At 65.0% G+C, this 21196-nt stretch carries 20 protein-coding genes and 2 tRNA genes; 11 read left to right on the top strand and 11 right to left on the bottom strand.

Features of this window, described 5'->3' with window-relative positions; genetic code table 11:
• Positions 1-26: 26 nt before the first annotated feature.
• Together rpmF and P9220_RS08130 are read right to left on the bottom strand one after the other, a co-directional pair.
• A complete protein-coding gene (gene rpmF, locus P9220_RS08135; RefSeq protein WP_309764383.1) occupies positions 27-206 on the bottom strand; it encodes a 50S ribosomal protein L32 in 180 nt (59 codons plus the stop codon).
• A 133-nt stretch (positions 207-339) separates the two neighbouring features.
• The gene (locus P9220_RS08130) at positions 340-960 is read right to left on the bottom strand and encodes a YceD family protein (protein WP_309764382.1); all 621 of its coding nucleotides are present in this window, start codon (positions 958-960) and stop codon (positions 340-342) included.
• A gap of 364 nt (positions 961-1324) precedes the next feature.
• Between P9220_RS08130 and P9220_RS08125 the strand changes: the two genes are divergently transcribed.
• Positions 1325-1960: a Maf-like protein gene (locus P9220_RS08125; RefSeq protein ID WP_309764381.1), complete on the top strand. Its 636-nt coding sequence runs from the start codon at positions 1325-1327 to the stop codon at positions 1958-1960.
• Entirely contained in the window at positions 1957-2676 is a 720-nt protein-coding gene (locus tag P9220_RS08120) for an SAM-dependent methyltransferase (protein WP_309764380.1), read from the top strand. Before P9220_RS08125 ends, P9220_RS08120 begins: the two co-directional genes overlap by 4 nt.
• A gap of 3 nt (positions 2677-2679) precedes the next feature.
• Here P9220_RS08120 and P9220_RS08115 read toward each other — a convergent pair whose 3' ends face one another.
• Genes P9220_RS08115 through P9220_RS08100 form a run of 4 tightly spaced genes read right to left on the bottom strand, consistent with a single transcriptional unit; the run spans position 2680 to position 5750 of the window.
• Positions 2680-3648 (bottom strand): S49 family peptidase, encoded by a 969-nt coding sequence (locus tag P9220_RS08115; RefSeq protein WP_309764379.1) that lies wholly within the window; start codon positions 3646-3648, stop codon positions 2680-2682.
• Positions 3649-3702: 54 nt separating this feature from the next.
• Positions 3703-4098, bottom strand: coding sequence for a Rieske 2Fe-2S domain-containing protein (locus tag P9220_RS08110; protein ID WP_309764378.1), 396 nt, complete (start codon positions 4096-4098; stop codon positions 3703-3705).
• Complete coding sequence (locus P9220_RS08105; protein ID WP_309764377.1) at positions 4095-4754, bottom strand: HAD-IA family hydrolase; 660 nt, start codon at positions 4752-4754, stop codon at positions 4095-4097. The genes P9220_RS08110 and P9220_RS08105 overlap by 4 nt, the downstream gene beginning before the upstream one ends.
• Positions 4755-5750, bottom strand: a complete 996-nt coding sequence (locus P9220_RS08100; protein ID WP_309764376.1) for an RluA family pseudouridine synthase — start codon at positions 5748-5750, stop codon at positions 4755-4757.
• Between the two features lie 895 nt (positions 5751-6645).
• On the opposite strand from P9220_RS08100, the gene P9220_RS08095 reads away from it, so the two are divergent.
• From P9220_RS08095 to P9220_RS08070, 6 genes are all read left to right on the top strand, one after another.
• Positions 6646-10068, top strand: coding sequence for an Rne/Rng family ribonuclease (locus tag P9220_RS08095; RefSeq protein WP_309764375.1), 3423 nt, complete (start codon positions 6646-6648; stop codon positions 10066-10068).
• A 195-nt stretch (positions 10069-10263) separates the two neighbouring features.
• Positions 10264-11370 carry a GTP 3',8-cyclase MoaA gene (moaA, locus tag P9220_RS08090; protein ID WP_309764374.1) on the top strand — a complete coding sequence of 369 codons (1107 nt, stop codon included), beginning with the start codon at positions 10264-10266 and terminating at the stop codon, positions 11368-11370.
• A gap of 81 nt (positions 11371-11451) precedes the next feature.
• On the top strand, positions 11452-12006 hold the full coding sequence (gene mobA / locus P9220_RS08085) for a molybdenum cofactor guanylyltransferase MobA (RefSeq protein WP_309765425.1): 555 nt from the start codon (positions 11452-11454) through the stop codon (positions 12004-12006).
• Positions 12007-12098: 92 nt separating this feature from the next.
• Entirely contained in the window at positions 12099-13403 is a 1305-nt protein-coding gene (glp, locus tag P9220_RS08080) for a gephyrin-like molybdotransferase Glp (RefSeq protein ID WP_309764373.1), read from the top strand.
• A 68-nt stretch (positions 13404-13471) separates the two neighbouring features.
• The gene (locus P9220_RS08075; RefSeq protein WP_035959615.1) at positions 13472-13747 is read left to right on the top strand and encodes a hypothetical protein; all 276 of its coding nucleotides are present in this window, start codon (positions 13472-13474) and stop codon (positions 13745-13747) included.
• Complete coding sequence (locus P9220_RS08070) at positions 13744-14232, top strand: GNAT family N-acetyltransferase (RefSeq protein ID WP_309764371.1); 489 nt, start codon at positions 13744-13746, stop codon at positions 14230-14232. Before P9220_RS08075 ends, P9220_RS08070 begins: the two co-directional genes overlap by 4 nt.
• Before the next feature lie 7 nt (positions 14233-14239).
• Here the strand turns inward: P9220_RS08070 and P9220_RS08065 are convergent, their stop codons facing one another.
• The 5 genes from P9220_RS08065 to pncB form a co-directional block, all read right to left on the bottom strand.
• Positions 14240-15697: a DNA recombination protein RmuC gene (locus P9220_RS08065; protein WP_309764370.1), complete on the bottom strand. Its 1458-nt coding sequence runs from the start codon at positions 15695-15697 to the stop codon at positions 14240-14242.
• Entirely contained in the window at positions 15694-16674 is a 981-nt protein-coding gene (locus tag P9220_RS08060; protein ID WP_309764369.1) for a D-glycerate dehydrogenase, read from the bottom strand. Before P9220_RS08060 ends, P9220_RS08065 begins: the two co-directional genes overlap by 4 nt.
• A gap of 9 nt (positions 16675-16683) precedes the next feature.
• The gene (locus tag P9220_RS08055; protein ID WP_309764368.1) at positions 16684-18093 is read right to left on the bottom strand and encodes a sodium:proton antiporter; all 1410 of its coding nucleotides are present in this window, start codon (positions 18091-18093) and stop codon (positions 16684-16686) included.
• A 5-nt stretch (positions 18094-18098) separates the two neighbouring features.
• Positions 18099-18770 carry a lactate utilization protein C gene (locus tag P9220_RS08050; protein ID WP_309764367.1) on the bottom strand — a complete coding sequence of 224 codons (672 nt, stop codon included), beginning with the start codon at positions 18768-18770 and terminating at the stop codon, positions 18099-18101.
• Positions 18771-18892: 122 nt separating this feature from the next.
• Positions 18893-20083, bottom strand: coding sequence for a nicotinate phosphoribosyltransferase (pncB, locus tag P9220_RS08045; RefSeq protein WP_309764366.1), 1191 nt, complete (start codon positions 20081-20083; stop codon positions 18893-18895).
• Positions 20084-20336: 253 nt separating this feature from the next.
• Between pncB and fdxA the strand changes: the two genes are divergently transcribed.
• From fdxA to P9220_RS08030, 3 genes are all read left to right on the top strand, one after another.
• Positions 20337-20660 carry a ferredoxin FdxA gene (gene fdxA, locus P9220_RS08040; RefSeq protein ID WP_035959621.1) on the top strand — a complete coding sequence of 108 codons (324 nt, stop codon included), beginning with the start codon at positions 20337-20339 and terminating at the stop codon, positions 20658-20660.
• Between the two features lie 137 nt (positions 20661-20797).
• Positions 20798-20873: transfer RNA gene (locus tag P9220_RS08035), tRNA-Asn, on the top strand.
• Between the two features lie 73 nt (positions 20874-20946).
• A tRNA-Asn gene (locus P9220_RS08030) sits at positions 20947-21022 on the top strand.
• Positions 21023-21196: the final 174 nt, after the last annotated feature.

The following is a 21196-nucleotide window of genomic DNA, read 5'->3' as shown; positions in this document are numbered from 1 at the left end:
CATGCAGCAATGCGTAGAACGAACGCTTAGTCGTTCTTCGTCTTGACGACTTTCTTGCCACGATAGTAGCCGTTCGGGCTCACGTGGTGACGCATATGCACTTCACCCGTGCCCGGCTCGACAGCCAGCGGAGCCGACGGGAGGAAGTCGTGGGAACGATGCATGCCGCGCTTCGACGGCGACTTCTTGTTTTGCTGAACTGCCATGATTACTCCAGAAAAATTTTGCGAATTCTAACACAGGCCCAACTTCGCGTTCGCGAAGGAACTTCCGGGCCGTCTGGCCCACCGCCTGAAGCGGGAGGTCGCCGCGCGGCCATTGCTTCGCCGCACCGCCACATCAATGCTTCTTGTCGTCCGGATCGCTCTTCTTGAGCTTTTCCAGCACGGCAAACGGATTCGGTTTCTCGACTTCGTTCTCGCCGCCCTCGGCCGCCTCGTCGTCCTCACTGCCCGCGAGCAGGCTCTCGTGCACTTCCGGACAGACGCTGTGCTTCGGCACGAGCGGCAACGACAACAACAACTCCTCTTCGACCAAGTCGACGAGATCGAACTGGCGCGAGCCGACGATCACTTCCACTTCATCGTCGTCGAGCGGATATTCGTCCGCCTCTTCCTCCGTCGCGACGATCCGATACGTCGCATCGACGTCGAGATGTTGCGAATACGGGGTAAGACAGCGCTGGCACATGAGCCACACCGAACCGTGCACCGCGAGGCGCAGATACGGCTGCGGCGCTTCCGTGCCGTCGTCCTGCAATTCCGGCTGGGTCGAACCCTCGCCCTGCCAGGTGAACACCGTGTCGCGATCTGGCGCATCCGCCGGGACTTCGGCTAACATGCGCGGCAACTGCGATACACGCAGCGCGCCCGCCGCCTGCCGCTTGTTCTCGGCGAAGTCGTAAAGGTCGAGCGCGCGCAGATCGGCGGGGCTCGCAGGTTTGCCAGGATTCTGAGTCATGTGCGCTCCTGCCTATGCCGTTCGTTAATCTTGCGTGGGTTCGTTTGCCGGCGTGCCGGGTGTAACGGGTGCGCCAGACATGCCGCGGCGCTCAGTATGCACTGTCCGCAACCGGAAGGCAGGCCTGGCTTGCCCGAATAGGCAACGCTCAGGCAACAGTCAGGCAACGCTCAGACCACACTCAGACAGCTTTCATGCAACGCTCAACCCGGGCAACCATCCCGGTGCTCGAGCAAGGCTTACCCGCCAGCCGATGAAAAGCCCAAAATCATATAGGCTTTGTTCTTTCGAGTCAAACACTTAAGGGCGCGCCGCTGTTGCATCGGCGTCCGACCGCTTTTTCCGTTTTACGTTAATTCCGCTCATGCCGGCTACCCATTCGCCTACCCTTTCGCCGAAACGCCCCCTGCGTCTCGTGCTCGCGTCGAGTTCGCCTTATCGGCGCGAGTTGCTTGAACGCCTGCGCATTCCCTTCGACGTCATGTCGCCCGATATCGACGAAACTCCGCTCCCCGCCGAAACGCCCGAGGCGACGGCCGTGCGGCTGTCCATCGCGAAGGCGCGGGCGGCGGCGCAACGCATCGGCGATACGGCCGATGCGATCGTGATCGGTTCAGATCAGGTTGCGACGTTCGACGGCCGCCAGATCGGCAAGCCCGGCACGCACGAAAACGCCGTCGCGCAGCTTCGGTCGATGCGCGCCCGCGCCGTCGATTTTCACAGCGCGCTTTGCGTGTTCGACGCCCGCACCGGCGGCGTGCAATCCGCCGACATCGTTACGCGGGTGCGCTTTCGCGACTACACCGACGACGAGATCGAAACCTACCTGCGCGCCGAAACGCCGTACGACTGCGCGGGGAGCGCGAAATCGGAGGGGCTCGGCATCGCGCTGCTCGATGCGATCGAGTCCGACGACCCCACCGCGCTCATCGGCCTGCCGCTCATCGCGCTGACGAAAATGCTGCGCGCCGCCGGTTTCCCGATGCTGGAGGCGGCATGAGCGGCGTCCTCTATCTGATCCCGAACACGCTCGGCGAAGGCGACGCCGACGCGCTCGCGCAGGTCTTGCCTGAGCCGGTGCGCGCGCGCGCCGCCGCGCTCGGTTATTACATCGGCGAGAACGCGAAGACCACGCGCGCGTTTCTGAAGAAGGTCGGCACCGAGCGGCCGATTCAGGAAATCGAAATTCGCGAGCTGAACGTCAATACGCCGCCTGCCGAGATCGACAGGCTGCTCGCGCCGATCCTCGCGGGCGCGGACGCCGGCCTGGTTTCGGAAGCGGGCTGCCCCGCCGTCGCCGATCCGGGCGCATTGCTCGTGCGGCGCGCGCATCAACGCGGCGTGAAAGTGGTGCCGTTCGTCGGTCCCAGTTCCATTTTGCTCGCGCTGATGGCGTCGGGCATGAACGGCCAGAGCTTCGCGTTCAACGGCTATTTGCCGGTCGATCCCGGCGAGCGCGGCAAGCGCCTGCGTGAGCTGGAGCAGCTGTCACGCAAGGCGAACCAGACGCAAATCTTCATCGAGACGCCTTACCGCAATCGCGCGATGCTCGATACGCTGATCGCCGCTTGCGCGCCGTCGACGCTCATTTCCGTGGCGGTCGATCTGACGCTGCCGGGCGAAACCATCGTCACGCGCACGGCGGCGGACTGGAAGAATGCCGCCGCGCCCGATCTGCACAAGCGCCCGGCGATCTTCCTGCTGCTCGCGTCGTAAGTCTCAGCGCAGTTGCAATCTGCCGCCGAGCGTCAGCGCGCGCACGGCGGCATCGCCGACGGACGCCCCGAAGCGCCGCACCACGCGTTCGCCGATGCTTTCCTTCTGCGTGTAATCGACGATATCCGGCTGCTTGATGACTTCCCGCGCGACGTAGTTGGCGTCGCCGAAGCCATCGGCGAGACCGAGTTCGACGCTCTTCTCGCCCGTCCAGAACATGCCGGAGAAGAGGTCCGGATCGTCCTTCAGACGCTTGCCGCGGCCCTGCTTCACGGCGTCGATGAACTGCGCGTGGATCGCGTTCAGCATGTCCTGCGCGTGCGCGGTCATCTGCGGCGTCTCGGGCGAGAACGGATCGAATGCGCCCTTGTTCGCGCCCGATGTATGCATGCGGCGCTCGACGCCCAGCTTGTTCATCAGGCCGGTGAAGCCGAAGCCGTCCATCAGCACGCCGATCGACCCGACGATGCTCGCGCGATCGACGTAGATGCGATCCGCGGCCGCTGCAATGTAATAACCGCCCGACGCGCACATGTCGTCGACGACGACGTAAAGCGGCGTCTTCGGATACTTCGCGCGCAGGCGCCCGATCTCGCGATTGACGATGCCTGCCTGCACCGGACTGCCGCCCGGGCTGTTGATGCGCAGGATCACGCCGGCGGTGCCTTCGTCCTCGAAGGCGCTTTCGAGCGCCGCCCCGATATTGTCGGCGCTCGCGTCGCTGTTGGCGGAGATCTCGCCTTGCAGGTCGATCAGCGCCGTGTGCTTCGCGGTCTTCGAAACGTGATCGCCGGTGAAATCGAACACGCCCCACGCGATGAAAAGAATCACCGCGAGAAACACGAAGCGAAAGAAGATGCGCCAGCGCCGCGCCGCGCGTTGTTCGCGAATGGCGGCGAGCGCGATTCGCTCGAGCGCGTCGCGTTCCCAGCGGTCGTCACCGCGCGGGTTGGGGGAAAGGTTATCGGACATGCGTGGTCTTCCGGGCGTGCAGCCGCGTCAATGGTCAATATGGAAAGAAGAAAGTCAGGCGGGGCGGAGCGTGTCGTCCGGCAGCCAGAAGACCGCGCGGCCTTCCGGCGTCTCGCGCTCTTCGACGTTCACGGGCCGAAGACGCGCGCCGCGACACGGTCCGCCGACACACTTGCCGCTGTCGGGCTCGTAGATGGCGCCGTGCGTCGCGCACATCAAGTATAGGCCCGAGCTTTCGAAGAACTGGCCCTCGTTCCAGTCCAGTTCCATCGGCACGTGCGCGCAACGGTTCAGATAGCCGTACGGCTTGCCGTCGTAGCGCACGAAGAAGACCACGGCTTCGCCGCTCGCCTCCTTCGCCCCGACGCGCACGCCCGCGCCGCCATCGACCAGTTCGTCCGATGCGCACACGCGCACCGCCTCGCGATCAGGCTGCAAAGATTCGCTCATGCGTGCTCCCGCAGCCAGCCCGCCAGCGACGCGACGCTATCCGCGCAGAAGCGCGGCTGCAGCGCCGTCAGCGAATCTGCCGGATGCGCCCCATACGCGACGCCCACGCCCGCCGCGCCCGCGTTGATCGCCATTTGCAGATCGTGCGTCGTGTCGCCGATCATCACCGTGCGCGTCAGGTCCTGCCCGAGTTCGCGCGTGAGTTCGTGCAGCATCGCCGGATGCGGCTTCGAGAAGGTTTCGTCCGCGCAGCGCGTGCCGTCGAAAAGGCTCGTCAGCCGCGACTGATCCAGCGCGCGGTTGAGCCCGACGCGGCTCTTGCCCGTGGCGACGGCGAGAAAATACCCCTCGTCGCGCAACTCCTGCAGCAGTTCGCGCACGCCCGTGAAAAGCTCGGTCTGCTGGCCGGTCGTCAGGAAGTGGAAGCGATAACGCTCGGCAAGGCGCGGATAGTCCTTCGGATCGAGCGTCGGCGCGCAGATTTGCAGCGCGTCCTTGAGGCCGAGGCCGATGACATAGCTCGCGGATTCATCGGCGGGAACGGGCAGTCCCAGGTCGCGGCAGGCCGCCTGAATGCTGCGCGTGATATGGACGGTCGAATCCATGAGTGTGCCGTCCCAGTCGAATACGATCAAATCGAATTGCTGCCGCGCCATTTATGTCTCTCGGTTTTTGAGTTGTTCGATGAAGCGCCGGCATTCCGCCGGAAGCGGCGCCTCGAATTGAAGCGGTGCGCCCGTCGCCGGATGCGTGATTTTCAGGCGATACGCGTGCAGGAACATGCGCTTGAGCGACGGATTCGCGCTCGGCCGCGCAAGTTCCTTGTTCAGCGCGAAGTCGCCGTATTTGGCGTCGCCCGCGATCGGCAGCCCGATGCTCGCCATGTGCACGCGAATCTGGTGCGTGCGCCCGGTCTTGAGCTCGGCCTCGACCCAGGCGTAGTCGTCCCATCGCTCGATCAGGTTGAAGACCGTGTGCGACGGCAGGCCGTTTTCCTGGATTCGCACGCGCCGCTCGCCGTCCGCCGCGACATACTTGTGCAGCGGCGCCTTCACGATGCGCCGCCGTCCCCAGTCGCTCGGCCAGTCGCCGTGTCCGGCCGCGTAATACCGCTTGTCCACGCGATTTTCGCGGATCTGCTCATGGAGATTAACGAGCGCGGGGCGCTTTTTCGCGAGCATCAGCACGCCCGACGTTTCGCGATCCAGCCGATGCACGAGTTCGAGGAACTTCGCGTGCGGCCGCGCGTTGCGCAGTTGTTCGATGACGCCGAACGCGACGCCGCTGCCGCCGTGCACCGCGACGCCCGACGGCTTGTCGATGACGATCAGATGCTCGTCTTCGAAAAGAATCGGAAATTCGGCGGCGGGCGCATTCGACGATACCGGCGTTTCATCGGCTTGCGCGACGCGGATGGGCGGCACGCGCACGAGATCGCCCAGTTCCAGGCGATACGCGGCGTCGATGCGGCCCTTGTTCACGCGCACTTCCCCGCTGCGCAGAATGCGATAAATGTGACTCTTCGGGACGCCTTTGCAGACGCGTAAAAGGAAGTTGTCGATGCGCTGACCGGCGGCCGTTTCGTCGATTTCGATCATCGACACTTGCTCGCTTGCGACCTTTTTATGGGATGTTTTGCCTAACTCATTCATTCTGAATATAATTTGCGAGCAGCCTGAAAAGGTTGCGGTAGACGAATACCGTGACCGCGATTGATCAGACTGTTCAGGTGCAAGCAATAAATCATCATTTTACTTGCGCCCAGGGTCGGTTGCTCGCCCGGAAAATAGAGCGACGAGTTGCACGCACGGCGAGATCACCGGCAGGGACGGAGCCCACAGGCGCGTTCGGTCGGGTCGATCGCCGACGGTAACGGATTTCTGGTCAAAAAGAATTTCATCGGCGAGAAGCGATTGGCGTCCGGACGTATAACCGGACGCCCGCCCGATTCAGCCCTGCCATCGCGCATGGGGCGAAAACGGCGCATCGCGGCTCGCCGGTTTGCGAACAACTGACGACGCAACCCGCTGCTGCGCTGATTCCGGCGAAGCGCGAGAGGCGAAATAAGCGTCGCATGAGGCGAGACACGGCAAGCCGCCGGGAGCACCTGGCCTGCGGCGGCCGGCGCGGCATGACCGCGATGGTGAAGATGGGCAACGAAGCATCGCGCCGGTTCGCGCGGGACTGCCTCGGCCGCTCTTCGCGTCGCGGTTGCCGTCGGGAGGAAAAAAGGCTCTGTATCAAGAGCGCAGCGGGTTCGGCGCGTCCATTTTGAGACGCGGAGCCCCCAGCGCCGCCGTCATCCTCGCGCGGGCCGCATCGCCCTGTGCGCCTCTGTTGTCGCATGTGCCCCATGGCTGCGCCGCCCTTTTCCGGCGCCGCAGCCAGCTTTCGGCAATTCTCCCGCCAGAGGTTCCGCTCCAGCGTGCTTTGTGACAACACACAATAAGCGTGGCATGCACGCCCTCCCGCTTCGCGCGCCCGATGTCGACTCACCGGCGGCGATTCGCAAGACGAGGGACGGCAGAGCTGCACTGGAGCCGTTCAATGAAACGCATGCTGTTCAATGCGACGCAGCAGGAAGAACTCCGCGTCGCCATCGTCGATGGGCAGAAGCTCATCGATATCGACATCGAAACCGCCGGGCGCGAACAGCGCAAGGGCAACATCTACAAGGGAGTCGTCACCCGCATCGAGCCGTCGCTCGAAGCGTGCTTCGTCAATTACGGCGAAGATCGCCACGGCTTCCTGCCGTTCAAGGAAGTCGCCCGCCAGTATTTCCGCGATGGCGTCGACATGCGCTCCGCGCGCATTCAGGACGCGCTGCGCGAAGGCCAGGAACTCATCGTTCAGGTCGAGAAGGAAGAGCGCGGCAACAAGGGCGCGGCGCTGACCACGTTCATTTCGCTGGCCGGCCGTTATCTCGTCCTCATGCCGAACAACCCGCGCGGCGGCGGCGTGTCCCGCCGGATCGAGGGCGACGAGCGGCAGGAACTGCGCGAAACCATGGCGCAGCTCGACCTGCCGGAAGGCATGAGCATCATCGCGCGGACGGCGGGTATCGGCCGCTCGGCGGAAGAGCTCCAGTGGGACCTGAACTACCTGATGCAACTGTGGCGCGCGATCGAAGCCGCGTCGCAGAGCGGCATCGCCGGCCAGCCGATGCTGATCTATCTCGAATCGAGCCTCGTCATCCGCGCGATTCGCGATTACTTCCAGCCGGACATCGGCGAAATTCTCATCGACACGACCGAGATCCATGACCAGGCGCGCGCCTTCATGGACATCGTGATGCCCGACAACCTCTCGAAGGTGAAGCGCTATCACGACGACGTGCCGCTCTTCTCGCGCTTCCAGATCGAGCATCAGATCGAAACGGCGTACTCGCGCACGGTGCCGCTGCCGTCGGGCGGCGCAATCGTGATCGATCACACCGAGGCGCTCGTCGCCATCGACGTGAACTCGGCTCGCGCGACCAAGGGCGCGGATATCGAAGAGACCGCCACCCGCACCAATCTCGAAGCCGCCGACGAAGTCGCGCGCCAGTTGCGCCTGCGCGATCTGGGCGGTCTCATCGTGATCGACTTCATCGACATGGAGTCGGCGAAGAGCCAGCGCGAAGTCGAGCAGCGCCTGAAAGACGCGCTCAAGCACGACCGCGCACGCGTGCAGATGGGCAAGATTTCGCGCTTCGGCCTGATGGAACTGTCGCGTCAGCGCCTGCGTCCGGCGTTGTCGGAAGGCAGCCACGTGACCTGCCCGCGCTGCAACGGAACGGGCCATATCCGCGATACGGAATCGTCCGCGCTGCAAGTGCTGCGGATCATTCAGGAAGAAGCGATGAAGGAAAACACCGCGGCGATCCACTGCCAGGTGCCGGTCGAAGTGACCGCCTTCCTGCTCAACGAGAAGCGCTCGGAAATCAACAAGATCGAGTCGCGCTTCAAGGTCGCCGTCGTGCTGATTCCGAACAAGCACCTCGAGACGCCGCATTACAAGCTGGAGCGTCTGCGTCACGACGACGCCCGCCTCGACGAGCCGCGCGCGTCGTGGAAGATGGCCGTCGAAGCAGCGAGCGAGCTCGAATCCGAGACCGGCTACAGCAAGCGCACCGAAGAAGTGAAGCCGAAGCAGGAAGCGGCGGTCAAGGGCATCACGCCCGAGAAGCCGGCGCCGAGCGCGCCGGTGAAGCCCGCGCCTGTCGAAGCCGTGGCTCCCGCCCCTGCGCCCGCGCCGGTTTCGGCGAGCGGCGGGTTCATCGGCTGGATCAAGAATCTGTTCGGCATTCAGCCGGAAGCGAAGCCGGTTCCGGCGCCGGTCGAAGCGCAACCGGCGGCGCGTCCGCAACGTGAGCGCACGGAACGCGCCGAGCGTGGCGAGCGCGCGGGCGGTGGCGATCGCAATCGCAATCGTCGTGGCGGCGCGGGACGTGAGGGCGCAGCGGCGACTACCGCCGGCGCCGCGACCGGTGGCAATGGCGCGGGCCGTCAGGGTGCGCGTCGTGAAGACCGCGAAGTCCGCAGCGGGCGCGAAGGCCGCGAGCTGCGCGAAGCACGTGAGCCGCGTGAAGCACGAGAGCCCCGTGAAGCGCGCGAACCGCGCGAAGCCCGAGAGCCGCGCGAAACCCGCGAGCCGCGTGAAGCGCGCGAGCCGCGTGAAAGCCGCGAACGCGGACAGGATCGCAATGCCGAGCGCGCAGCGCGTCCGGAAGCCGCCGAGCGTCCGGAACGCCGCGAGCGTGCGGAGCGTCCCGAACGTGCGGAGCGCGGTGAGCGCGTCGAACGCGCGGAACGTGCAGAAGGTGCGGAACGTCCTCCGCGCGCCGAGCGTCCGGAACGCGGCGAGCGCCGCAAGCCGCAACCCGAAGCAGCCGTCGAGGCGCTGACGCCGTCGGAACCGGTCGAATCGGATATCGTCGATGCAGCGCCGTTCAACGCCGATGCCGAGCAGCAAGGCATCGACGCCGCTTCCGCCGATCAGGCCGCCGCGCGCGATGGCGAAGAACGCCGCCGTCGTCGCCGTGGCCGTCGCGGTGGCCGCCGCGATCGCGACGAGGAAGGCACGACGGTGAACCACGCCGCCGATGTCGCCGAAGCGGAAGGCGCTGTCGACAGCATGTCGGCGCAAGCCGGCGTGTTCGACGCGGAAGCCGCGCAGGAAGCGTCCGCTCGTCGCGAAACGCGTCCGGTCGCCGTCGACAAGCCGGTCACGGAAACCCGCGACGAGAAGCCGGTGCAACCCGCGCCGGTCGCGGCAGAAGTGCCGCCCGCGCAGGCCGAGTCGTCCGGAGTGAACGCCGAAGCCAAGCCTGAAGCCAAGCCCGAAGCAGCAGCAGCACCGCAAGCCGCCGCTCCCGAAGTGGACATTTTCGCGAAGCCCGCGCCCGCAACGGCAGTCCAGAATCCGTTCGGCCCGACGCCGACGGTTTCGGAGACGAAGCCCGCCGATCCGTTCGCGCCCGCTCCGGTGGAAACCGAAGCGAAAGCGCCCGTCCCCGCTCAGGCGGCCGCCGAAGCCGAGCCGGAAGCGGCCGAGCTGTCGCAGCCGCTGAAGCCGGCGGCCATCGCCAGCACGCCGGATGCAACCGCTGTCGAGCCGGTCAAGGCCGAACCGGCAGCGGCGGCGACGCCGAGCGCCGAGCCCGTCGCGATGGAAGCGGAACCGGTGAAAACCGAAGCGGTCGCACCGACGCCGGCGGCAACGGCGGTATCCGCAGCAACGGCTGAAACGCCGGCGACGCCGGCGACGCCCGCGACGCCCACAACGTCGACCGGAACCGACGCGCTGAAGCCGATGCTCGAAACCGCCGGCCTCGTGTGGGTGAATACGGACGCGGACAAACTGCGTGAAGCGAGCGCCGCAGCCGAGCGCGAGCCGCAGCCGGCGCGCGCGCCCCGTCAGCGCAAGCCGCTTCCGCCGCTCGACACCGCGCCGATGCAGCAAGTGGAAACCGGCAAGAGCGCGCAGTGAGTGCAAGCGCGTGGCCGGCAATGCCGGCTGCGCGACCAGTAGTGGAAACGCCATCGATTCCGGTCGATGGCGTTTTTTTGCGCATCGCTAATGGAAAGCCCGAGCCGCGGCATCGCGGGCGGCGCCGACCCGGCTTGCGCGCTTCCGCTAAAATGAGGCGATTCCCGCATCGATCCAACCGAGTCACCACGCCTTATGTCCCGACGCATCATCCCCCTCGCCGATGTCAGCGCGATTCCGGACTACACCGGCGATGCGTCGTCGCCTTCCGGAGTGCTGACGGACACGCTCGCGCGCCCGTTGCGCGACTTGCGCATATCGGTGACGGACCGGTGCAACTTCCGCTGCGTCTATTGCATGCCCCGCGAAGTGTTCGACAAGGACTACCCGTTTCTTCCGCATTCCGCGCTGCTGTCGTTCGAGGAAATCGAACGGCTCGCGCGCGTGTTCGTCGCGCACGGCGTCGAGAAAATCAGGCTGACGGGCGGCGAACCGCTGCTTCGCAAGAACCTCGAATTCCTGGTCGAACGCCTCGCGATGCTGCGCACGCCGGAAGGCGGCCCGCTCGACGTCACGCTGACTACCAACGGTTCGCTGCTTGCGCGCAAGGCGCAATCGCTGAAGGATGCGGGCTTGTCGCGCGTCACGGTCAGTCTCGACGCGCTCGACGATGCCCTCTTTCGCCGCATGAACGACGCCGATTTCGCCGTCGCCGACGTGCTCGACGGCATCGCGGCCGCGCAGGCCGTGGGGCTTGCGCCGGTCAAGGTCAACATGGTGGTGAAGCGCGGCACGAACGACCAGGAAATCGTCCCGATGGCGCGGCACTTCAAGGGAAGCGGCGCGATTCTGCGGTTCATCGAATACATGGATGTCGGCGCGTCCAACGGCTGGAACATGAACGAAGTGCTGCCATCGGCGGAAGTCGTCGAGCGCATCGCCGAGCACTTTCCGCTCGTGCCGCTCGAAGCGCACACGGCCGCCGAAACGGCGCAGCGCTGGGGCTATCGCGACGGCAGCGGCGAAATCGGCGTTATTTCGAGCGTGACGCGCGCGTTCTGCGGGTCGTGCACGCGCGCGCGGCTGTCGACCGAAGGCAAGCTGTACCTTTGCCTCTTCGCGACGACCGGCCACGACTTGCGCGGACTCATCCGCGGCGGTGCGAGCGATGAAGTGGTCGCGACCGCCATCGCGCGAATCTGGGACGCGCGCGGCGACCGCTACTCGCAGTTGCGCGGCAGCGCGTCCGCGCCAATGCGGGAGGACGGGCCGCGCGTCGAAATGTCGTACATCGGCGGCTGAAGGAATGCGTCGCTCGTGACTGCCCGCGCTTCCCGCTCCGATATCACCGGCCTCGTTCTCGCGGGCGGACGCGGCTCGCGCATGGGCGGCGTCGACAAGGGCATGCAGTCGTATCGCGGTGAGCCGCTTGCGCTCCACGTGCTGCGCAGGATCGCGCCGCAAGCCGGCGCCATGCTCGTCAGCGCGAACCGCAGCATCGAGGCGTATCAGCGGCTAGCCGCACCGTTCGATGCCCGCGTCGTCGCCGATACGCTCGGCGATTATCCCGGCCCCCTCGCCGGAATCGCGGCGGGCCTGCGTGTCGCGCAGACGGAATTCGTGCTGACGGCCCCGTGCGATGCCCCTTTCGTCGTTGAACGGCTCGGGCTCCTGCTCGCGGACGCACTCGATCGGGCGCAGGCCGACATCGCCTATGCCGCGACGACGGAGCCTTCGGGCGAGCGTGTCGCGCATCCGGTTTTCGCGCTCGTGCGCGCCTCGCTCGCCGACGATCTCGACGCCTGGCTCGCATCCGGCGAGCGCAAAGTGCGTGCGTGGTACGCACGCCACAAGGCGGTGCAAGTGCCATTTGACGATGACCGTGCGTTTTACAATATCAATGATTTGCGCCAGCTAGCGGAGCTGGAGCGTCGGTAATCCGAACGGATCGCTGCGCGCTCGTCACCCGCTTGTTTTCGCACCCTCGCCGCTAGTCCCTCGCCCGCGTTCGTCGCGCCTCACTCCGATTCATGATCACGTTGAAGCCACTCACCGGTTGCGTCGCCCACTACGATCCGAACGCGTTGCCCGTCGAAGCAGCGCAGGACATCGTGCGTCAATGGGCGCTGCCGCTGGGCCAGGAGGGGCGCGTGGAGCGCGTCGGTCTCTTCGATGCGCTGGATCGCGTGCTCGCGGAAGACGTTATTTCCCCCATCGATGTCCCCGCTTTCGACAACTCCGCAATGGACGGCTACGCGTTCGCCGGCGCGGCGCTGGCTTCGTCGCGAGAAACTGTCGAGCTGAAGGTCGCGGGGGCCGCGTTCGCCGGACAGCCGTTCGGCGCGGAACCGGGCGAAGGTCAATGCGTGCGCATCATGACGGGCGCGCTGATGCCGCCCGGCTGCGACACGGTCATCCCGCAGGAACTCGTCACGCGGGAAGGCGATGCGGTCCGTTTTGCCGCCACCGCCGTGCGCGCGGGCCAGAATCGGCGGCTGTCGGGTGAGGATCTCGCGCGCGGCAAACCGGCGTTGCGCGCGGGCCGCATCGTGCGCGCGTCGGATCTCGGCTTGCTCGCATCGCTCGGCATCGCGGAGGTCGGGGTGCGAAAGCGCGTCGTGGTCGCCTTCTTTTCGACGGGCGATGAACTGCGCTCCGTCGGCGAACCGCTGACGCCGGGCAGCCTCTACGACAGCAACCGCTACACCCTTTTCGCGATGCTGCGCCGTCTCGGCGTCGAGACCGTCGATCTCGGCATCGTCCGGGACGATCGCGCATCGCTCGAAAGCGCGCTGCGCCGTGCGACGGAAGCAGCGGATGTCGTCATGAGTTCGGGCGGCGTCTCCGTCGGCGATGCCGACTTCACGCGCGAACTGATGAACTCGCTCGGCGACGTCGCGTTCTGGAAGATTGCGATGCGCCCCGGACGGCCGCTCGCATTCGGCCGCCTGTGGTCGGGCGAGCGCGCAGGTGCGGGCAAGCCGGCGCTGTTCTTCGGACTGCCGGGCAATCCGGTCGCGGTCATGGCGACGTTCTATTTCATCGTGCGCGAGGCGCTGCTCGCGATGTCCGGCGCCACGCGCTCGCCGCTGACGACCATCCGCGCGCGCGCAGGCGAGCGGGTCAAGAAGCGCGCCGGCCGCACGGAATTTCAGCGCGGCATCGCGACGCGCGACGAAGCCGGCCTCTGGCGCGTCGTCACCACCGGCCCGCAAGGCTCCGGCGTGCTCAGTTCGATGAGCGAAGCGAACTGCTTCATCGTGCTCGAACACGAACGCGCCGACGTCGAAGCCGGCGACGAGGTGAACATCGCTCCCTTCGACGGCCTCATCTGACGGCGGGCAAGACTGGCACGCGCCGCCGCGCACTCACTCCAATCATCGACAGACGGGGTTTTCCTCCCATGAAAAAGCAGATTTCCTTCATCGCGCCGGGGCAGACCGCGAAGGCGCTGATCCTCGTGTATTTGACGTTCAGCGTGCCGATCGTGCTGCTGGGCGTGGTGGTCGCGTTCGTGCGATACGGCTCCGTCGAATTCAGCACGGTCACGAGCGCCCTGCTGCTGAACGCGATCCTCGGCTTCATTCTGCTGTGGATCGCGTGCCACGCGTACAACTGGGTGGCGTCGCGCTTCGGCGGCATCGAGATCGTGTTGTCCGACGCGCCGGAGGAAGCATGAGCGCCGCGTCGATCCGCGCCGCCACGCCCGCCGACGTCGGCGCGGTCTTTGCGCTGATGTACGAACTCGCCGAGTTCGAGAAGCTCACGCATCTGTTCGTCGCAACGGAGAACAGCCTGCACGATGCGCTCTTCGGCGCGCGGCCCGCAGCGGAAGCGCTCGTCGCGGAGCAGGCGAGCGAAGTCGTGGGATACGCCCTCTTCTTCCACAACTTCTCGACCTTTCTCGCCAGGCGCGGTCTGTATCTGGAAGACCTGTACGTGCGGCCCGCGCTGCGCGGCAGCGGCCTCGGCACGATGATGCTGAAAAAGCTCGCCGCGATTGCGGTCCAACGCGAGTGTGGACGATTCGAGTGGTCGGTGCTCGATTGGAACCAGAACGCGATCGACTTCTACGAGAAGATGGGCGCGACCGTGCTGCCCGACTGGCGCGTCGTGCGCGTGACGGGCGATTCGCTGAACCGCCTCGCCAGCGCGGCGGACTGAACGCCGCTCAAAGTTCTTCGTCGCTTTCGGGCGACGACGCATCCCCGAGCAAGCCGGCCGCCTGTTCATGCGGCAACGCCTCCACGTCGCGCAGGCGCTTGCCCATCTGACGCGTGCGTGTCTGCGCCGCCTCGATCGAGCGCGTGACGGTTTCCAGTTGCGCCTTCGTCTTCGCGAGCACGTCGCCGAACTTTCCGAACTCGGTCTTCACCGCGCCCAGCACCTGCCACACTTCGCTCGACCGCTTCTCGATAGCAAGTGTCCGGAAGCCCATCTGCAGGCTGTTGAGCAATGCGGTCAGGGTCGTCGGGCCGGCGATGGTCACGCGATACTCGCGCTGAAGAAAGTCGCTCAGGCCCGGACGACGCAGCACTTCCGCGTACAAGCCCTCGGTCGGCAAGAAGAGCAACGCGAAGTCGGTCGTATGAGGCGGCGCGACATACTTCTGCGCGATGACTTTCGCCTCGGCGCGCAGGCGTCCTTCCAGCGCACGCGATGCCTCCTCCACCGCCAACGGGTCGGCGCGCTCCTGAGCATCGATCAGACGCTCGTAGTCCTCGCGCGGAAACTTGGCGTCGATGGGCAGCCACACCGGCGTGGCGACATCGCCCGACGAACCGGCTATGCCGGGCGCATCGTGCCGGCCCGGCAACCTGATTGCGAACTCGACGCGCTCGGTGCTCTTCGGAATCGTCGCGACGTTCTTCGCGTACTGATCGGGCGTCAGCAACTGTTCCAGCAGCGATTCGAGCTGCACTTCGCCCCAGATTCCGCGCGTCTTGACGTTGGTAAGCACCTTCTTGAGATCGCCGACGCCCGCCGCCAGCGATTGCATCTCGCCCAGTCCGCGATGCACCTGCTCGAGCCGCTCCGACACCAGCCTGAACGATTCGCCGAGCCGCTGCTCCAGCGTGGCGTGCAGCTTTTCATCGACGGTGCGGCGCATTTCTTCGAGCTTCGCGGCGTTGTTCGCTTCGATGTCCTTGAGACGCGCTTCGAGCGTCGCGCGCACTTCGGCGAGCCGGCGATCGTTCGTCTCCGACAGTTGCGCGAGATGCAGCGTCATCGAATCGGCGAAGCGCTTGAGTGCGTTGCCCTGATCCTCGCGAGCCTGCTGGCTTTGCTGCGCGAGTTGCTGCGCGAGCGCGTCGAACTGCGCATTCTGTACGCTCGACGTGCTCGCCAGTTGGGTCGAGAGCGTCTGATGGAACTGCGCGAAGCCGCCTTGCGATTCCATCCGCGACACGCGCGCGCTCTCGGCGATGTCGCCGCGCAAGCCGCGTTCGAGCCGCTCCTGCGCGCGCGCATGCGCTTCCCCCATGTCGTTCACGCGATCGGTCAGCGCGGCGAACTCCTCTTCGATATCGACGTTCGATCCGCGCCGCATCATCGAAAGCAGCGCGAGCAGCACGATGACGAGCGCAACCGCCAGCACCGCGACCGCGCCGTACAGCACTTCGATCATTTCGCGAGCACGCCGGGGTTGATCGGATTCGGCGGATTGCCGGCGCGCGGCCCTTCGCCCAATGCGGCGATCAGGTTGTCCGCGGCGAGATTGGCCATCGCGCGGCGCGTCGCTTCGGTCGCGCTCGCGATATGCGGCGTCAGCACGACATTGTCGAGCGCGAGAAAACCCGGGTTCAGATCCGGCTCGCCTTCGAACACATCGAGGCCCGCCGCCGCGATGCGCTTCTCGCGCAGCGCGTCGATCAATGCGGCGTCATCGACGATTCCGCCACGCGCGATGTTCGTCAGCGTCGCCGTCGGCTTCATCAGCGCGAGTTCGGCCGCGCCGATCGTGTGATGGCTTTCCTTCGAATACGGCACGACGAGCACGACGTGATCCGCGCGCCTGAGCAAGTCTTCCTTCGACGCGTATTCGGCATTCAGTTCGGCCTCGATCTCCGGCGCGACACGCGAGCGGTTGTGATAGACCACGCGCATGTTGAAGCCGCTGGCCCGCCGCGCGAGCGCCTGGCCGATGCGTCCCATGCCGATCACGCCGAGCGTCGAGCCGTAGACATCCGCGCCGAGGAAGGAGTCGAATGACCACTTCTGCCACTTGCCCGCGCGCAGGAAGTGCTCCGACTCGGTGACGCGGCGCGCCGCTGCCATCATCAGCGCCCAGCCGAAATCGGCGGTGGATTCGTTGAGCACGTTAGGCGTGTTCGTGCCGAGCACGTTGTGCGCGTTGAACGCCTGCATGTCGAAGTTGTTGTAGCCGACCGCCATGTTGGCGACCACCTTAAGGTGAGGCGCGCCCGCCAGTTCCTTCTCGCCGACCATCTCGCCGGCCGTGAACGCGCCGTCCTTGTCTGCAAGACGCCGGGCGAACTCGTCTTGCGCAAGCACGTCGCCCGGATTGAGATCGACTTCGAAATACTGCTTCAGGCGCTCGATCACATCGGGAAAAGTGGGACGTGCGACAAGTACCTTCTTCATCGATTGCTCCTAGAAAAATAGCCAGCCGGAAACAGCGAAGAGCGGCAACAGGACGACACACGACCAGCCCATATAGCCGAAGAAACCGGGCATACGGATGCCGCGCGATTCCGCGATCGCCTTCACCATGAAATTCGGCGCGTTGCCGATATACGTGTTCGCGCCCATGAACACCGCGCCCGCCGAGATGGCGGCGAGCGTCGTGGCGCCGGAAGTCATCAGCATCTCTGCATCGCCGCCCGCGAGATTGAAGAACACGAGATAGGTCGGCGCGTTGTCGAGAAACGAGGACAAGAGGCCCGTCGCCCAGAAGTATGCGAGATCGATGGGCTTGCCGTTCGCATCCGATACCGCGTGCACGATGCCCGCGAATGCGCCCGCCTCGCCCGCGCGCAGGATCGTGATGACCGGCGCGATCGTCACGAAGATGGCGGCGAAGAGCTTCGCGACTTCCTGGATCGGCGCCCAGTCGAACGCGTTGCCTGCGCGCGCGCTTTTTGGCGTCAGGGCGAGGGACGCAATCAGGACCACGACCAGCGCCGCATCCCGCACGATGTTTTGCAGCGCGACGTGCGCGCCGAACACGTCGAACGAAACGCCGGGCTTCCACACGCCGCTCATCAACACGAGCACGACGATCGCCGCGAGCAGCGCGAAGTTGATCTTGCCGTCGATGCCCAGGTTGCGCGTGTCCGGCGTCGGATCCAGGAAGCCCGAGCGCGTTTCCTCTTTCTTGCGCCAGTAGTAGGTATCGAGCGCATAGAAGAGCGCGAGCAGGATGCCGCAGATAAAGAGCATCGGCAGCGCGAGATGCAGCGTGGTCCAGAAGAAGCCGACGCCGTTCAGGAAGCCGAGGAAGAGCGGCGGATCGCCGAGCGGCGACAACGAGCCGCCTGCGTTCGCCACCAGAAAGATGAAGAACACGACGACATGCACCACATGCTTGCGGTTGTCGTTCGCGCGCAGCAACGGACGAATGAGCAGCATGGCCGCGCCGGTCGTTCCCATCACGCTTGCGAGCGCGGTGCCGAGCGCGAGCAGCGCCGTGTTGACGCGCGGCGAGCCGTGCAGGTTGCCGCGCACGCAGATGCCGCCCGCCACCGTATAAAGCGACGCGAGCAGAACGATGAACGGCACGTATTCTTCGAGCATCGCGTGGACGAGCACGCCGAACGCAATGCCGGCGCCGAATGCGAAGGCGAACGGCACGAGCAGCAGCAGCGCCCACGCCGCCGCGATCTTGCCGAAATGGTGATGCCAGAACCGGTGCGCGACGAGCGGAAACACCGCGATGGAAAGCAGGATGCCGATGAACGGAATGCCCCACGCCGCAGAAAGCGAAACGCCATCGAGCGTGGCCGCCGATGCGCCGGACGCTGCGAAAAACGCCGGCAAAAAGCCCAAAACGAAACGCCGCATGCTGCTCACGCTCCCCGCACGACGATCACATGCACGCGATACGGCCCATGCGCGCCGAGCACGATGGTCTGCTCGATATCGCCCGTGCGCGACGGTCCCGACACGAAGTTCACGGCGCGCGGCAATTCGCCCCGCTCCGCGCGGATCAGCGCGAATGCATCTTCGTGCGATGCAACGATGCGCGACGCCGGCACGATGGCGATATGCGTTTGCGGCAGCAATGCGCCGGACGCGGGCGTGTCCGCGCCCGACAGCAGCACGAGCGAGCCGGTCTCGGCGGTCGCGCAGAAGCATCCGGTGATGCCGACGAGATCCGCATCCGCAGGCTTGCGAAGCGATGCGCCGATGCCCGCTTGCGCCCACGGCAGACTGCCGAGCGCGGGCCACGCGACGACATCGCATGAAAGATCGAGCGCGTGGAGATAGCGCGCGGCTTCGGCCGGCGCTTCGTCGAGCGTGCCGACTTCGGCGACGGTCGTCGCAAGCCGTTCGGCCTCCAGACGAAAACGCGCGATGAGTTCATCGCGCGTGGCAGGAAGCGGCGGGCGCGGACCAGCGGGATGCCGCATCAGGTATTCGGCGGCGGCGGCGCGTTCGGCGTCTGTCGGCGCGCCTCGTCTGCCCTGCGCGCTGCGAATGCGCGCGAGAATGTTGCGGCGCGCGGCCGATGTATCCATGGTGCCGTCCTCATGTTGCTTGCGGGGAAACGTTCGCGGCGATGAATCCGCGTTGAGGAGCCGATTATATCGACCGGTCCGCGCGCACGGACCTCGGCCGAACGGCATAGGCCGCGTGGAATTCAGCCTTCCCCGACGGGCTGCTCGATGCCGAACACCTGGCGCAGATAGGCGAGATACGCCTTGTCGTCGCACATGTTCTTGCCCGGCGAATCGGAGAGCTTGGCGACCGGCTGCCCGTTGCAGCGAACCATCTTGATGACGATCTGCAGCGGCTGATAGCCGAGATCGTTCGTGAGGTTGGTGCCGACGCCGAACGCGAGCTGGCAGCGTCCTCGAAAGCGTTCGTAGAGTTGCAGCACCTTGGGGATATCGAGCGCGTCCGAGAACACGAGCACCTTCGTGCGCGGGTCGCAGCGATTTTCCTCGTAATGCCGGATAAGGCGCTCGCCCCAGTCGAAGGGATCGCCGGAATCGTGGCGCGCGCCGTCGAAAAGCTTGCAGAAGTACATGTCGAAGTCGCGCAGAAACGCCTTCATGCCGTACACGTCCGACAGCGCGATGCCCAGATCCCCGCGATATTCCTTCGCCCACATCTCGAAGCCGAAGATTTGCGAATCGCGCAGGCGCGGGCCGAGCGCCTGACACGCCTGCAGATATTCATGCGCCATCGTGCCGAGCGGACGCAGGCCGTGTTTCATCGCGTAGAAGACATTGCTCGTGCCGGCGAACTGCTCGCCGAGCCGTTCCTTCAGCGTCAGCACGACTTCCTCGTGCCACTGCTTCGAGAAGCGGCGGCGCGTGCCGTAATCGGCGATCTTGCAATCGGAGTATTCGGGCGGCGTGGCGAGCAGCTTGATCTTGTCGCGCAGGCGCTCGCGCCCGGTTTCGTACTCGGGCTTTCGCTGCGTGTTGCGGAAATAGACTTCGTTGACGATCGCGAGCACCGGAATCTCGAAGAGGATCGTATGCAGCCACGGCCCTTCGATCATGATGTCGATCTCGCCATTGTTTTTCGGCGACGGCGAAATGCGGATGGACTTCTCGTTGAGATGAAAGAGCGCGAGGAAGTCGATGAAATCGCTCTTCATGAAGCGCATGCGCCGCAGGTAGTCGAGCTCTTCTTCCCTGAAACGCAGGCTGCAGAGCTGGCGCACTTCGTCGCGGATCTCGTCGATGTATGGCACGAGGTCGGCATCCGGCGTGCGGCAGCGAAAGCGATATTCCACATGTGCGGCCGGGAAGTGATGCAGCACGACCTGCATCATCGTGAACTTGTAGAGATCGGTATCGAGCAGCGAATTGATGATCATGGTTCTGACTGGGACACATCGGAGCGAGGCGACCGCACGGCGACGCGCCGCAGGCCTTTGATCCATGTTACCCGAATGCGCGCCCTTTTTAGGGAGGGGGCATACATACATTGCGAATCGATATAAGCCATGCCCCGTGGCCCTCGCGCCGGTTTTTACCGTTACGCTACAATATGCGTTTTGGCGAGCGACCCGCCGTGCCCATGCAGCGCGCCGGGCGCCACCCCCACGATTTCCGCATGCAGGAGCCTGAATGACTCACGTTGTGACCGAAAGCTGCATCAAGTGCCGCTACACCGACTGTGTGGACGTGTGCCCGGTGGATTGCTTCCGTGAAGGTCCCAACTTTCTCGCGATCGATCCGGACGAGTGCATCGACTGCGCCGTGTGCGTGGCCGAATGCCCGGTGAATGCCATCTACGCCGAGGAAGACGTGCCGGGCGACCAGCAGCACTTCACCGAACTGAACGCCGAACTCGCACGCAACTGGCCGAGCATCACCAAGACGAAGGCGCCGTTGCCCGAAGCCGAGGAGTTCAAGGACGTGAAGGACAAGTTGAATCTGCTCGAGCGTTGAGGTCTTGTCGCGCGTCGGCAAGGCGCGCGCGGCCTTAAGAGAAGTTCGACGCAGTGAAACAAGTCGTATTGAGTGAAGATTCGGCGTTGACAGGGTAGCAGACGCTCCCTATAATTCCGCTTCTCTGCTGTAGATGTTCCCCGATAGCTCAGTCGGTAGAGCGCCGGACTGTTAATCCGTAGGTCCCTGGTTCGAGCCCAGGTCGGGGAGCCAAAAGCTTCAGCAAGCAGTTTTCATCAGCCCAGTGGAATACAGGGCTTTTCAATCGGTTTCAAGTAGTAGATGTTCCCCGATAGCTCAGTCGGTAGAGCGCCGGACTGTTAATCCGTAGGTCCCTGGTTCGAGCCCAGGTCGGGGAGCCAAAAGCATCAAACAAAAAGCCCAGTCGAATGACTGGGCTTTTTGTTTTTCCGCCAGTGTTTCTCCACTGCCCGTCTTCCAGCGTTTCCGCTCATTCAATCAGTTGCATTGACTGACGGATTCGTCTGCAACTCGGACGCGCGTTCGGCTATCTGCATTCGATCTGGCTCCCGGCA

The organism is Caballeronia sp. LZ016, from assembly GCF_031450805.1.
Classification (GTDB): domain Bacteria; phylum Pseudomonadota; class Gammaproteobacteria; order Burkholderiales; family Burkholderiaceae; genus Caballeronia.
Note: the sequence above shows the minus strand (reverse complement) of the source record. Positions and strands in the feature narration are given on the sequence as shown.